Consider the following 13,950-nt stretch of genomic DNA (forward strand, 5'->3'; position numbering starts at 1 on the left):
AAGCGGGGCATCTTTGTAACGGCAGACATAGTTGGGCAGCGGAGCGACCAGCGCCATAGAGGGTTGAGCTGCGACTTTATAGAATCTTTGATGACGTGTCCACCTTTAACTCATCGGCCTCTTATTCTTCATCGGATGTTTGTTTTCTGTGTAGCTGGGTGTCACCTGCCCGCCCTAGATTGACCGAGTGACTTTTCAGGAAGACTCTCCCGGTGCCAGTGGCGCCGGCACTACAACCGCATCTCCCGCACGCGCGAAAAACTCCGGTGATTCCGCGGCGCTTGTCCGCAAGGCCAAGCGCAACCGCCACAAGGAATGGTTACTGGCCGCGGCGCTCTTAGCGCCGAACCTTATCTTGCTGGCCGTTTTTACCTACCGGCCGCTGCTGGACAATATCCGTCTCTCCTTTTTCAATTGGAATATCTCTAGCCCCACCTCCACCTTCGTGGGCTTGGATAACTATGTGGAGTGGTTTAGCCGCGATGACACGAAGACCATCGTGCTCAACACCCTGGTCTTTACCTTCTTCGCAGTGATTGGCTCCATGGTCATCGGCCTAGCGCTGGCCTTGCTGCTGAACCAAAACATTAAGGGCCGCAACTTTGCGCGCTCGGTGGTCTTTGCCCCCTATGCCATCTCCGGCGCGGCCATTGGCATTGCCTTCCAATTCGTCTTCGACCCCAACTTTGGCCTCATCCAGGAAATACTGGGCTGGTTCGGTGTGGACTCCCCCAACTTCTACGCAGTACCGGGCTGGGCCATGTTCATGGTGACCTTTACCTTTGTGTGGAAGAACCTGGGCTATACCTTTGTCATCTATTTGGCAGCACTACAGGGCCTGGATAAGGAATTAGATGAAGCTGCCGCTATCGACGGCACCGGACGCTGGCGCAAGTTCTGGCGCGTGACCATGCCGCAGCTGCGCAATACCACCTTCTTCTTGTCCATTACGGTGCTGCTCAACTCCGTGCAGGTCTTCGACATCATCAACGTCATGACCCGTGGCGGCCCGCAGGGCAATGGCACGCAGACGCTGGTCTTCCAGATCTACAACGAGACCTTCGTCAACTTCCGCGCCGGCTACGGTGCGACTGCCGCCACCATCTTGTTCCTCATCCTGCTCATCATCACCCTGATCCAGGTCCGCATCATGGATAAGCGAGGTTAACCCGACATGGCTACTTCTACCCTTCACATGGTCACGGATGAATCCCCCACCGCCCGCCGCGCCAAGCTCATCGGCGGCTACCTGGGCATCCTGGCGGTCTTGCTGCTCATTGGCCTGCCGCTGTTTTGGATCCTCATGACCTCGTTTAAGGCCAAGGGCGATATTTATACCGACCCGGTCAATTGGCTTCCGCCGGTGTGGGAAACCGAGAACTACTCCGATGCCACCACCCGTGTGCCGTTCTGGACTTACCTGCGCAACTCGGTGCTCATTACCGCAGTACTGTCCATCATCAAGATTGTGCTGGGCGTCATCTCCGCCTATGCGCTGGCCATCTTACGCTTCCCGGGCCGCCACTTGGTGTTCCTGCTGGTCATTTCCTCGCTCATGGTGCCCAGCGAAATCACCGTCATTTCCAACTACGCCTTGGTCAATTCCTTGGGCTGGCGCAATACCTTCGTGGGCATCATCGTGCCGCTAGCCGGCGTGGCCTTCGGTACCTTCTTGATGCGCAACCACTTTTTGTCCCTGCCCTATGAGCTGGTGGAAGCCGCCCGCATGGACGGCGCCGGCCCTATCCGCCTGCTCACCAAGGTGCTCCTGCCGGTCTCATGGCCCACGCTGACCGCATTTTCTGTCATCACCATGGTCAATGAATGGAATACCTACCTGTGGCCCTTCCTCATGGCGGATACGGAGGATGTCGCCCCGCTGCAGGTGGGTCTGACCATGCTGCAAAACAACGATGGTGTGACCAACTGGGGCCCGGTAATGGCCGCCACCATTCTCACCATCATCCCAATGGTCATCATCTTCCTAGCCTTGCAAAAGTACATGATTCAAGGCCTCACCACTGGCGCCGTGAAGGGTTAGAAGGCTTCTTCCCCACCCACGCTCGCCGTTTCCACTTGTTTTTGTTTCCCCCCCTTAACCACGCTTTTTAAGGAGAACTACATGCTACGCCGCAAATTCCTCGCCCTGGCCTCCACGGCCGCTTCTGCTACCGCACTCGCTGCTTGTGCCGGCACCTCGTCCACCAATTCACAGGGTGGCAACGACAAGGGCGGCGACGGTGAAGTCACTGAGCTGACTTGGTGGTCCAACCACCCCGGCACGTCCAAGGACATTGAGAAGGAGATCATCTCCCGCTTTGAAAAGGAGAACCCGGACATCAAGGTCAACCTCGTTGATGCCGGCAAGAACTACGAAGAAGCAGCACAGAAGTTCAACGCCGCGCTCACCGGCCAGGACCTGCCGGACATCGTGGTGCTGTCTGACGTCTGGTGGTACAACTTTGCCATCAATGGCCAGATTGCCAACGTGGACGACCTTGCCAAGGAAGCGGGCATCGACCTGTCTACCTACGTACAGCCGCTCTACGAGGACTACAAGTACGACGGCGGCCACTTTGCGATTCCTTTCGCTCGTTCCACGCCGTTGTTCTACTACAACAAGGACGCGTGGAAGAAGGCTGGACTGCCGGACCGTGGCCCCAAGTCCTGGGATGAGATGGATGAGTGGTCCAAGAAGTTGGCTGAGGCTGATTCCAAGATGAAGCCTTTTGGCTGGGGCGATGCCGTGGACTACCTGGGCTGGATCTTCCAGGGCCCGCTGTGGTCCAAGGGCGGCGCTTACTCCGATGAGTGGGACCTGAAATTCACCGATGACAAGACCATCAAGGCCGTCGAGTGGCTCAAGGACATCACCGATGAGAAAAACGGTTACTCCTACGTGGGCAATGACATGGCCATGGAGTTCGGCACCGGCCGCGCCGCCGCCACCGTCCTGTCCACCGGTGATCTGGCGGGTCTGACCGATACCGCCAAGTTCGAGCTCGGCACCGCCTTCTTGCCTAACCCGACTGGCGACGGCGCCTGCCCCACCGGTGGTGCCGGCCTGGCCATCCCGGCCGGCATCAGCAAGAACCGCCAGCTGGCTGCTATCAAGCTCATTGACTTCATCACCAATGAGGAAAATACCTGCTACTGGTCCCAGAACGTGGGCTACATGCCGGTGCGCTCCACCGCGGTGGACAACGAGGACCAGAAGAAGTTCATGAAGGACAACCCGAACTTCGAAACCGCTATCAAGCAGCTGCCTGAGACACGCCCGCAGGACAATGCCCGCGTCTTCCTGCCCGGCGCGGACCAGGAAATCGGCGGCGCCTTTGAAAAGATCGTCACCAACCGCGATGACGTCACCAAGGTGCTGACCGATCTGCAAAAGACCCTGCAGTCTATCTACGACAATCAGGTTAAGACCGTCATCAATAAGTAGGCTCTCGCAGCCACTCCCCCGCCCCACTAGTTTCTGAAAGGTAACCATGGCTACTGTCACCTTCGATGGCGCAAGCCGCATCTACTCAAAGGACGCGGAACGCCCCGCCGTTGACCGCCTTAACCTGGATATTGCCGATGGCGAATTCTTGGTCCTCGTCGGCCCATCCGGCTGCGGTAAGTCCACCAGCCTGCGCATGCTGGCAGGTCTCGAGCCCACCGACCGCGGCTCCATCCGCATCGGTGGTAAGGACGTCACCGGGGTCAGCCCATCGGACCGCGACGTGGCCATGGTCTTTCAGAACTATGCCCTCTACCCCAATATGTCCGTGGCGCAGAATATGTCCTTCGCGCTAGAAAACCGCAAGGTCCCCAAGGACGAGATTCAATCACGCGTGCACGAGGCGGCGAAGATCCTGCAGATGGAAGACCTGTTGGACCGCAAGCCAGCAAACCTCTCCGGCGGCCAGCGCCAGCGCGTGGCCATGGGCCGCGCCATCGTCCGCGAACCGGCCGTATTCTGCATGGACGAGCCGCTGTCCAACCTGGATGCCAAGTTGCGCGTTTCCACCCGCGCGCAGATCTCTAACCTGCAGCGCCGCCTTGGTACCACCACCGTATATGTCACCCACGACCAGACCGAGGCGATGACCATGGGTGACCGCGTCGCCGTTCTCAATGCCGGAGTCTTGCAGCAGGTGGATACCACCCGCACCATTTATGACCGCCCGCAGAACGTCTTCGTCGCCGGTTTCATTGGCTCCCCGGCGATGAATATCTACGACCTCACCCATAACTCCTCTGAGCTCACCATCGGCTCTACCCGCATCAATCTGGCCAACTACAACTTTGAGGGCGTGGAGACCGTTACCGTGGGCATCCGCCCGGAAGACTGGCAGCTAAGCGATACCGGCAACGGCGGGGCAAAGTTCACCGTCGCGCACGTCGAGGAGCTGGGCAACCAGACCTATGTCTATGGCGAGCTTAACGACGCCGCCGGCAACAGCTCCACCGACGGCGTCCTCAAGTCCTCGACCCGGATGGGCGGCCAGACCGGCATCCTGGTTGATGCCCGCGGCCGCTATGCGGTGGGCGATACTTTCTACGTTTCCCCCGACCCAGACCGCGTACATTTGTTTAGCACCACCACTGGGCAGCGATTGAACTAGAAGGCGGTAAAAGGCAGTAAGTTCCTCAGTTTCTTATTTTTCCCTTTGCAGACAATAAGAAACTGATATATGCTCGCACGCATAAGACACCCATACAATGCCGTTTACCACGGATATTGCTGGGAATATCACACTCTGCGAACCTTAAAATCAACCGAAAGGTAACTCACTGCCTATGCCTTCTTTCAAGAAGCTTTCTGCTGCCACCCTGGCCGCTTCCGCCATCCTTGGCACCGTCGCCGCACCGGCCGCTAGCGCTAAGAGCGACCCAGTTCGCTCCCTCATCTCCCCGAGCACCTGCAAGACCATCACCAAGCTGGCTAACGATGGCAAGCCGGTCCCGGATCCCTCCATCCTCCACGATGAGGACTCCGTAAAGCCCTACTTCCAGGACGGCGTACTGGAGTACAAGGTGGTCGGCGACTTCCCGTACCGCAAGCAGCTGGATGCCGCGGTAGCCGAGTGGAACAAGGCTCTCAAGGGCAAGGCTTCCCTGAAGGAAGTAAAGCCTTCCGAGGCTGACGATGACACCGTCGCCATCATCTACAAGCCGGACCCGAACGGCTACGTGCAGGGTGCCGCTTACCCGGACCACAAGATGGTCTTCATCAAGATTCCTAATGCCCAGTACCCAGAGGCAGTCCAGGGCACCATCGCCCACGAGCTGGGCCACATGATGGGCGCGGGCCACTCCTGCGCCGGCGCGCTTATGGCCGGCGCTAACCAGAACCCCATCTCCTACCACGTGACCCCGCTGGATGCGGCGGCTGTCATCCAAGGCCAGTTCGACTAAACTGCCTGCACCTCCCCTAGGTTCCTGCACCGGCGCCTAGGGGACTTTTATATACCCCGCCCCTTTGGGGGGGTGTTGGCTGGGTCGCATTTGGAGGAAGGGGGACGTCGGTAAGCGGGGCTACTGCTAACATTGCCGTTATTCAAAGGTTTGCATTAGAAAAGGAGCCCGCTTTATGGATACGTGGGAACCCACCCTGTCGACCGGCCCGCTGCTAGGCATTGCGGTGGCCGCCATTGCCGTGATTTTGGTGCTGGTCATCTATTTCAAGCTCCACGCTTTTCTCACCCTGCTGGTGGTCTCGGCGCTCACGGCGCTGGCCGCGGGCATTCCACTCGAGGGCATTGTGCCCACCATGACCGAAAGCTTTAGTTCCACTCTGGGCTCGGTGGCGTTGCTGGTGGGACTGGGCGCCATGATCGGCCGGTTGGTGGAAGCCTCCGGTGGCGCTAAATCGCTTGCCGACGCCATGGTCCGCCACTTCGGCGAATCCAAAGCACCCCTTGCGCTCGGCCTGGCATCACTGATCATGGGCTTTCCCATTTTCTTCGACGCCGGCCTGATTGTGATGCTGCCGGTTATCTTCGCCGTAGCGCGCCGCTTGGACGGTCCCGTCCTTGCCTTTGGCCTGCCGGCCGCCGGTGCGTTTTCTGTTATGCACGTGTACCTGCCGCCGCACCCAGGCCCTGTGGCGGCGAGCGAGTTCTACGGCGCTGACCTTGGCCTCGTCCTCCTCGTCGGCCTGCTGCTTGCGCTGCCTACCTGGTATATTTCCGGCTACCGCTTCGGCCTGCTCTCCGGCAAGAAATTCCCGCTGAAGGTTACTGATGCCATCGCCGGCCCTGTGCTTTCTGAGGAAGAACAGCCGCTTAAGCCGGCCTCTGCCCCAACGGTGATTTCCCTCCTGCTCATCCCGATGGTGCTCATCTTCTTCAACACCGGCCTCAACGCGCTGGCTTCCAACGGCACCATCGATGCCGACGCGGCATGGGTACGGTTCTTTGTCATGCTGGGCCAGACTCCTATCGCACTGCTCATCACCGTGCTCATTGCACTCGTGGTCCTGGGACCGCGCCGCGGCGTGGACAAGACCGCGCTGGAAAAGCTCATTGATTCCTCGCTTGGCCCCATTTGTTCCGTCGTGCTCATCACCGGTGCCGGCGGTATGTTCGGCGGCGTTTTGCGTACCTCCGGCATTGGCGACGCCCTGGCCGATTCGCTTTCCGGCCTCGGCATCCCCGTCATCCTTGCCTGCTACCTCATCGCCGTGGCGCTGCGCCTAGCCCAAGGTTCGGCCACCGTGGCACTAACCACGGCCGCCGCCCTCATGGTCCCGGCCGTGGAAGCCGGCGGATTCAATGAGCTACAGCTCGCCCTCATCGTCGTGGCCACCGCCGCCGGTTCCGTCTTCGGCTCTCACGTCAACGACTCCGGCTTCTGGCTCGTCGGCCGCCTGATGGGCATGGATACGGTCACCACCCTGAAGACCTGGACGGTCAACCAAATTCTGATTTCCGTAATCGGCTTTGCCCTGGTCTTGGTGCTCTACGCAGTAGCAGCGCTCTTTTAGGCACCAGCCTTAATCCAAGCAGCAGCTTCCTGGGCAATCTCCTCAACTGTCCGCGTCACCTCAAAGACGCGGCCAGTTTCGTCTTCTTCCAGCGGCTCCAAGGTATCGAACTGCGACTGCAAGAGCGATGCTGGCATAAAGTGCCCCGGCCGGTGCTGCATCCGCTCATGCAGCACATCAAAGTCGCCGTGCACGTGCACAAACACCACGGCTGGGCAGTACTCGCGAATCAAATCCCGGTACTTCCGCTTCAGCGCGCTGCAGCCCACCATCGCACCTTCTGGCCTATCCGCCAGCCACTGACCAATCTGCTTCAACCACGGCTCCCGGTCCGCATCATTGAGCGGTGTTCCAGCAGCCATCTTGTCGATATTGGCCTGCGGATGCATATCATCGCCATCGCGGTACTCCAGGCCTACCAACGGCGACAGCGCCTCCCCCACCGTTGTCTTTCCCGAACCGGATACTCCCATCACTACGATGTGGCGGAAACTGTGCTGGTTCATGGTGGCTCCTTGGGTTGGGGTTCTTCCCCCTCGATTTTATCCTCCTGAAGTTCCCAATTGAGATACGCCCATCCCCTGTGGATCGTTCTCCTATTATTATGAGAACGCCCCCTGCTTTGAATTCTAAGGATGCTTTGATGAGTAACCGACAGCAATCTTTTTCCTGGAGAACCGTTCTTCCCGTCGTCTTAGAGACGATGCGGGGTATGTCCGTAGTCGCTTACCCTGAACTATTTGAAGACGTTCAAAAAATTGCTGAAGCGGACTTTCCAGGACAAGCTCACCGCCAGCTCAAAAGCCGATCAGTTGTGGAAGACCGGACGCGATGGGCAGTGTTCTATGCAAGGAGATTAGGCTTTGTCAGCTCCTCTACACCGGGGTCCTTTTCCTTGACCGCCGAGGGCGCCACTTGGCTTGCTTCCAACCCATACCCTTTAGGCAAAGATCAGATCCGAGAAATCGACGACCTTGTCTCTAAAGCGCATAAGCAACGAGAAGTCCATTCGGGCCCGCAAGAAGAGGTTCCTGAAGAATCAAGTGCGGATTTTTTCTGGGTACTTCGAGCGGGCCGTAATGGTGAACGCGAAAAGAAAGCTTTAGAGTCCAATCTAGGCATCCCAGGTATGGACTACGGCCCGGAGGTGAATAAGCAAACTACCTTAGACTCCATCAAGGCCTCGATGGTGCGAGAGCACCCAGATCTCAAAGCACAAACATCCACAAGCTACGCTTCTCAACTCAACCGGTTTAAGAACCAAATGCAGGTAGGCGACCTGGTTCTGATGCCGAGCAAGTTGCACAAAGGGCGAGTTTATTTTGGCTATGTCTCCGGCGATTACGAGTACCGCCCTCATGAGCCAAAAGAGATGCGGCACGTCCGACCGATCAACTGGTCAAGCGATTTCTTCAATCGCGATGACCTAGGAATAGACCTCCAACGATCTCTAACTTCACTGCTTACTATCTGCCAAGTTTCTCGGAACCATGCCTTTGACCGAGTAGAGTCCGTCATCCAAGGCATGGGAGATCCTGACTTTTCCTCTGAAACTCCATTGTCACCGTCGTTTGACTGGCCGGAATTTTTCGCAGAACTCGCCACCAAACTTCTTGCCTTCAAAAACAACCGCGCGGAGCTACTCGAAAAACTAAAAGAGACTGCTGAAATCTCAGGACGCCCGCTCCGGTTCAAGCACCTATGGAAATGGCACATAGATGATGAAGAAGTGCCCGCTACTGATATGGATCCTTTTACCATCCTCGGTGTTGCTAACCGGCAAATTTCGACATCTAATAAGGTGGCAATTTGCCAAGCCTTTAAAACCGTCTTCGGAATTGAAGCCCCAGCACCAACGGATTTTTCGGGACTGCCCCAACTCAACAACTTACGCTCGTGCTTTGCTACGAAGCCGTCAGATGTTATTAATCTAAGTTTTTGGGAGAATAGCTGGAGCCTTTTCGCTTCGGCCCTCGCGGTGAGCCAATCGGATACGCCCGAAAATCGAGCTCAGTTTATACACGATTTCGACGTGATGACCAAAGACCGCCAGATCACGGCATACACCATGGCATTGTTCTGGGCGCGTCCCCGCTATTTCCTCACTTTCGATTCAGTCATCACCAAGTATCTTGCCCAAGACTCCGCGCTTGGAATCAATATTCAGAAAAATGTTTCGACGGGTAAAGATTATTTGCTTACACTCGATGAAATCCGAGATTGGCTTACTACTGCCGAGATCGAACCGGCTAATTTTCCCCAATTGTCTTACGAAGCATGGGTTTTCAACCAAGAACCAACCGATGCTACTGCCCAAACCGTAGAGTCTTCGTCGGAAGAGGATGTCTATACCATTTCTGCAATTATCGAAGACGGATGCTTTATCCCGAAAGACGATCTCGAACTAATGCTGGAACGCCTGAAGGAAAAGAAAAACCTGATTCTTCAAGGCCCGCCGGGTACGGGAAAGACTTGGCTTGCACGTCGCTTGGCATATATCTTGTGCAAGTCAGACGCAGAAGATGTAGTCACCTCCGTCCAATTCCACCCTTCTACTTCTTATGAAGACTTCGTTCAGGGTTTCCGTCCCAGCAGTAGCGGGAAGCTTGAACTAAAAGATGGCCCATTCCTCCAAGCAGTGGAAAAAGCTAAGGAGGACTCCAATCCACACGTAGTGGTGATTGAAGAGATCAACCGCGGCAATCCAGCGCAGATTTTTGGTGAGATGCTTACCCTCTTGGAAGCTGACAAAAGAAACCCTGAAAATGCGCTTACCACGCTTTATAGCAAAGAAGGAGAAGCAGTTTTCCTTCCCGATAACTTTTACGTCATCGGCACGATGAACCAAGCAGACAGGTCCCTTGCCATGGTAGATATGGCTTTACGTCGTAGGTTCGCTTTCATTAATCTCGTACCGCAGTTGGGATCCACTTGGCGGAATTTTTGTGTTTCCAACCGTAATCGCAATGACGAGGCTCTCAGTGAAATCGCGCGAAGGATCGAAAAGGTCAATCAATTGATCCGAGACGATTTCAATCTCGGTGATGACTACCTAATCGGACACAGCTTTGTTACTCCACGCCGAAAGCTTGCAGACAGTTCCTTCGATGCAACTATGGAATGGTTTGACCAGGTAGTAGCCTCGGATCTCAAGCCGCTCATAGCAGAGTATTGGTTCGACAATCCTGCGAAACGAGAGCAGGCCCTCGATGTCCTCAACGGATAGTTCCCCTCAACCGGAAGACATATACGTTCCTATTCGAAGTGTATGGATGCTCCAGCTATACGCCTCGCAGTCTTTTATTGATGGGCATATATCCAACGCCTCGGTGGAAGACGCGGGTGTTGAGCTTCCAGAGCTGATCGGAACGATGCTGTGTGACGCTGTAGAAAGGCGTTTTCGGAGAGAATTGAGCATTGGTTTCACCCTTACCGAACGAGATATAACTCGGGTGCGAGGCCGAATTGACATGTACGAAACCACTCGCCACCAACTCCTTGAAAAGGGACTCATTGCCTGTGAGTTCAATGAACTCACCATCAATAGCAAAGTTAACCAATTCCTTAAGTACGCCCTCGAATATGCAGCACAAATGCTCTTAGACGTAAGCAGTTGCGATGCTGCGCACCGGTGCAAGGTGCTTGCTCGAAGGCTTACTCAAATGGGGGTTTCCAAGCCGAAATCGACAGCCTTCCCTCGTGGAAGGCTGTCTCCTGCAGATAAGAAACCGGTTGCAGTAGCCAGACTGCTTTTGGAATTGGCCGTGCCCGCGCGTGGGGATGACGCCCATACTCGATTCAGCAGAAAGCAACTCACGCAACACGAGCTCCGAAAGCTTTTCGAAAAGGCTCTATTTGGTCTGTTTCAATACCACCTCAGCCCTATCGGTTGGAAAGTAAGCAGCGGAGAATGGTTGCACTGGAATGCTCAACAAACGCCCAGACAATTACCGAGTATGCAGACAGATATCATTCTGCGATCCCCAGAAGGTGAAATTACAGTTATTGATGCCAAGTTCACGAATATGTTTATTGAGAATCGCGTAGGAAACGAATCCTTGAAGAGCCCGCACCTTTATCAGCTTTACGCCTACTTACGTAGCCAAGAAGCGCTTGGCGGAGAGTGGAAAACCGCAAAGGGCATCATGCTCTACGCTTCTTCGGGTCGAAGCTTACAGGATGAGACGATTTCATTCCTCCTCGACGGACACCCCGTAGCTTTCGCTAGCATCAGTCTCGAAACCTCAATTCGTGAGTTTCGCCAGAAAGCGCTTCATCTTGTGGCCCCGAATCTCGAAGTCCTTTAGAAAGAATCTCACGAAAGTCCTTAATGACTCCCCAAGCTACGCAAGCAAAGAAGAGGTGAAACATAAGGGCGCAAAGCAGCCACGTTATGACCCCGAACTGGTGGTTCAGGAGCCATAACGTGGCTGAAAGTTGGGTCCCCTCGCGGTGGACGTGCAGCTGAGGCGGGCGAGGCGAAGGTGGCCTAGGCGAGGTTTTTGAGGGCGTCGGTGACAAGGCGCCAGAAACCGGCGTGGTCAAGGGTGGTGGCGACTTGGGTGTGGCAGGAGGCGTCGGCAGGCTCGCGCAGATCGGTGACGGTCATGCCGGTGGTCAGCGCGCCGGCGAGCTCGACGTGGACGGGGGCCTTGCGGGTCTGGACGATGTCCGGATCGATGAGGTAGGCGATGGTGCACGGGTCGTGTACCGGCGGGTTATCAAAGCCCTGGTTGGCCTGGTAGGCCTTGCGGAAGAAACCAAAGAGGCCGACGACGAACTCCGAGACGGGAGTATTTAGCGCCTTGATTTCGGACTCGACTTCTGGGGTGGCAAGCGCCTGGTGAGTAAGATCGAGGCCCACCATGGTCACGGGCCAGGGCTCTTCAAAGACGATGTAGGCGGCCTCAGGATCGATCTTGATATTGAATTCGGCGACTGGGGACCAATTGCCCTCGTGGTAGCCACCGCCCATGAGGACGACTTCCTTGACGCGCTCCACGATGCGCGGCTCCTTGCGCGCGGCCATCGCGATATTGGTAAGTGGGCCGGTGGGCACCAGGGTGATGGTGCCGGGCTCATGGGACATGATGGTGTCGATGATGAAGTCGATAGCGTGGACGTCGGCAAGCGCCGTGCTTGGCTCCGGAAGTTGGACGCCCTCGACGTCCATGCCGGTGGAGCCGTGGATGGCCTCGGCGACCTCGACGGGGCGCACGAGCGGGCGATCGCAGCCTGCGTACACCGGAACCTCTGGGTGGCCGGCGATTTCCTTGACCACCCGGGCATTGTGGGAGACTTTATCCAAGGTCTGGTTGCCGCCTACGGTGGTAATGCCCAGTAAGTCAATGGTGGGGTTGCCCATAGCTAGGAGCAAGGCCACCGCGTCATCGTGGCCGGGGTCGCAGTCCAGAATGATTTTTCGCGTCATGCCACGAGCCTACTTTCGGGCGTTGACGGCCGCCACGGTGTCATCGATGGACTCCGGGCGAGGAATGAGGAAGGACAGGGCAAGGGCCGCAAGCAGAATAATGACGCCGGCGATCATGCCCGCGCGGTAGCCGTGCTCGAAGGAACCAGAAACCGCAAAGAGCACGGCGAAGGACAGACCCGCGCCGAGGTTGAAGGCACCGGCGTTCATGCCGGGCAGGTAGCCCTGGTTATCGGCCGGTGAAAGCACAATGCCCAGGCCATTGAGCATAATATTGGCAATGCCGGCGTAGGTTACGCCCAAGAAAATGGAAACGAAGAGCAGGGTCCATGCGTTCGGGGCGCCTACCACGAAGATGGAAATAATCAGGCCGACGACGGTGCCGATGAGGCCGGTTTGCAGGACGTACTTATATCCCAGCTTGGAGGCCATCCAACCGGCAATCGGGCCGAAGACTAGACCAGCGAGGGCGTACGGGGTAAGGGTGACCCAGGAAATGGTGCTGGCGGAAATGCCGGCACCGGCATCCGTGTCCTGGCCGAGGTTCGGAATAAGGCCGTTCATCACGGCAAAGACGCCGGTCATGGTAAGCAACGTGGTAGAAAGCAGCGCCCACGTGCGGCGCTGCTTGAGGTAAGCCACCGGCACGAGCGGGTCGGCGACCTTCTTCTCCACATTCCAGAAGGCCCAGAAGCCGGCGGCACCGATGAGGAGAAGGATAATGACGAGGAACCAATTGGCCTCGGCAAGTTTGCCGGCCTCGTTGAATGCGGTGAGAACGCAACCCAGCGCCACGGCCAGGGGCAGCACACCCGCCCAGTCCATGCGCGGGGTTTCGGTGGCCGTGGATTCCTTGGTAAATACCTGAACTGCTACTACCGCGATGGCGCACAGTACTGCCATGGTCCAAAAGACCGAGCGGTAGCCGAAGTTGCCCGCCAGCCAGCCACCGGCCAGGGCGTCCACGCCCGCAATACCACCATTTACCGAGGTCACAATGCCCAGCAGCAGTGCATATTGCTTCTCATTGAGCACCTGCTGGCGCAGCATGATGAGGCAGAGCGGGACGGTCGGCCCGGCCACGCCCTGGATGATGCGGCCGATAAGCAGCACGGCGACGTTGGGCGCGACGGCGGAAGCCACGCAGCCCAGCGCAGCAACCGCCATCATGCCGACAAGAACCTTCCTGCGACCGATAAGGTCGCCCCAGCGTGGTAGGAACAGCGAGAACAATGCCGCGGCCGTAAAGAAGGCCGTTTGCGTTAGGCCGATCTGGGCGGTGGTGGCGCTCAGCTCATCCTCCATCGTCGCCAGGGCAGGCGAGAGCATCGACGCATTGAGCTGGAAGGCAAACACTGCCGTGAGCAGTGCGAACATCAATGGGATATAGGAGCTGGGCTGGAGCTTTAGGGGATCAGAGACACCCACATCTTCGTTTACCGCATTCATATTTTATTCAACTATCCAACTAATTTGTTTCCGAGCCAATAGTTCGCTGAGCTCGCAGGAGATTGAAAGTTCTTTGCTTCAATGAAGCTTAATT

11 protein-coding genes are annotated in these 13,950 nt (G+C 56.8%); 8 read left to right on the forward strand and 3 right to left on the reverse strand.

Annotated features, from left to right (window positions below; genetic code table 11):
- Positions 1 to 187 precede the first annotated feature (187 nt).
- The 6 genes from MHY08_RS01500 (at position 188) to MHY08_RS01525 (ending at position 6,976) form a co-directional block, all read left to right on the forward strand.
- Complete coding sequence (locus MHY08_RS01500) at positions 188 to 1,168, forward strand: carbohydrate ABC transporter permease (RefSeq protein WP_239234907.1); 981 nt, start codon at positions 188 to 190, stop codon at positions 1,166 to 1,168.
- A 27-nt stretch (positions 1,169 to 1,195) separates the two neighbouring features.
- The gene (locus MHY08_RS01505) at positions 1,196 to 2,041 is read left to right on the forward strand and encodes a carbohydrate ABC transporter permease (RefSeq protein WP_239235176.1); all 846 of its coding nucleotides are present in this window, start codon (positions 1,196 to 1,198) and stop codon (positions 2,039 to 2,041) included.
- 81 nt (positions 2,042 to 2,122) lie between these two features.
- Positions 2,123 to 3,445 carry an ABC transporter substrate-binding protein gene (locus tag MHY08_RS01510; protein WP_204609956.1) on the forward strand — a complete coding sequence of 441 codons (1,323 nt, stop codon included), beginning with the start codon at positions 2,123 to 2,125 and terminating at the stop codon, positions 3,443 to 3,445.
- 46 nt (positions 3,446 to 3,491) lie between these two features.
- Positions 3,492 to 4,613, forward strand: coding sequence for an ABC transporter ATP-binding protein (locus MHY08_RS01515; protein WP_005326643.1), 1,122 nt, complete (start codon positions 3,492 to 3,494; stop codon positions 4,611 to 4,613).
- Positions 4,614 to 4,788: 175 nt separating this feature from the next.
- Positions 4,789 to 5,406, forward strand: coding sequence for a M48 family metalloprotease (locus MHY08_RS01520; protein ID WP_239234909.1), 618 nt, complete (start codon positions 4,789 to 4,791; stop codon positions 5,404 to 5,406).
- A gap of 175 nt (positions 5,407 to 5,581) precedes the next feature.
- Positions 5,582 to 6,976, forward strand: coding sequence for a GntP family permease (locus MHY08_RS01525; RefSeq protein WP_239234911.1), 1,395 nt, complete (start codon positions 5,582 to 5,584; stop codon positions 6,974 to 6,976).
- Here the strand turns inward: MHY08_RS01525 and MHY08_RS01530 are convergent.
- Complete coding sequence (locus tag MHY08_RS01530) at positions 6,973 to 7,482, reverse strand: gluconokinase (protein WP_239234913.1); 510 nt, start codon at positions 7,480 to 7,482, stop codon at positions 6,973 to 6,975. The genes MHY08_RS01525 and MHY08_RS01530 overlap by 4 nt on opposite strands.
- 137 nt (positions 7,483 to 7,619) lie before the next feature.
- Between MHY08_RS01530 and MHY08_RS01535 the strand changes: the two genes are divergently transcribed.
- Together MHY08_RS01535 and MHY08_RS01540 are read left to right on the forward strand one after the other, a co-directional pair.
- Positions 7,620 to 10,202: an AAA family ATPase gene (locus tag MHY08_RS01535; protein ID WP_239193445.1), complete on the forward strand. Its 2,583-nt coding sequence runs from the start codon at positions 7,620 to 7,622 to the stop codon at positions 10,200 to 10,202.
- A gap of 46 nt (positions 10,203 to 10,248) precedes the next feature.
- Entirely contained in the window at positions 10,249 to 11,283 is a 1,035-nt protein-coding gene (locus MHY08_RS01540; protein WP_239193444.1) for a restriction endonuclease, read from the forward strand.
- 182 nt (positions 11,284 to 11,465) lie between these two features.
- Here MHY08_RS01540 and MHY08_RS01545 read toward each other — a convergent pair whose 3' ends face one another.
- Positions 11,466 to 12,407, reverse strand: a complete 942-nt coding sequence (locus MHY08_RS01545) for a nucleoside hydrolase (protein WP_239234915.1) — start codon at positions 12,405 to 12,407, stop codon at positions 11,466 to 11,468.
- A gap of 9 nt (positions 12,408 to 12,416) precedes the next feature.
- Entirely contained in the window at positions 12,417 to 13,856 is a 1,440-nt protein-coding gene (locus MHY08_RS01550) for an MFS transporter (RefSeq protein WP_239234918.1), read from the reverse strand.
- Positions 13,857 to 13,950 lie beyond the last annotated feature (94 nt).

Source organism: Corynebacterium sp. ACRPJ, assembly GCF_022347345.1.
Lineage (GTDB): Bacteria > Actinomycetota > Actinomycetes > Mycobacteriales > Mycobacteriaceae > Corynebacterium > Corynebacterium tuberculostearicum_D.

Bases quoted from the DNA above. Each gene is read 5' to 3' on its own strand.
- MHY08_RS01505 (WP_239235176.1), top strand. From the start codon at position 1,196: ATGGTCACGGATGAATCCCCCACCGCCCGCCGCGCCAAGCTCATCGGC.
- MHY08_RS01525 (WP_239234911.1), top strand. From the start codon at position 5,582: ATGGATACGTGGGAACCCACCCTGTCGACCGGCCCGCTGCTAGGCATT.
- MHY08_RS01535 (WP_239193445.1), top strand. From the start codon at position 7,620: ATGAGTAACCGACAGCAATCTTTTTCCTGGAGAACCGTTCTTCCCGTC.
- MHY08_RS01530 (WP_239234913.1), bottom strand. From the start codon at position 7,482: ATGAACCAGCACAGTTTCCGCCACATCGTAGTGATGGGAGTATCCGGT.
- MHY08_RS01515 (WP_005326643.1), top strand. From the start codon at position 3,492: ATGGCTACTGTCACCTTCGATGGCGCAAGCCGCATCTACTCAAAGGAC.
- MHY08_RS01510 (WP_204609956.1), top strand. From the start codon at position 2,123: ATGCTACGCCGCAAATTCCTCGCCCTGGCCTCCACGGCCGCTTCTGCT.
- MHY08_RS01520 (WP_239234909.1), top strand. From the start codon at position 4,789: ATGCCTTCTTTCAAGAAGCTTTCTGCTGCCACCCTGGCCGCTTCCGCC.
- MHY08_RS01545 (WP_239234915.1), bottom strand. From the start codon at position 12,407: ATGACGCGAAAAATCATTCTGGACTGCGACCCCGGCCACGATGACGCG.
- MHY08_RS01550 (WP_239234918.1), bottom strand. From the start codon at position 13,856: ATGAATGCGGTAAACGAAGATGTGGGTGTCTCTGATCCCCTAAAGCTC.
- MHY08_RS01540 (WP_239193444.1), top strand. From the start codon at position 10,249: ATGCTCCAGCTATACGCCTCGCAGTCTTTTATTGATGGGCATATATCC.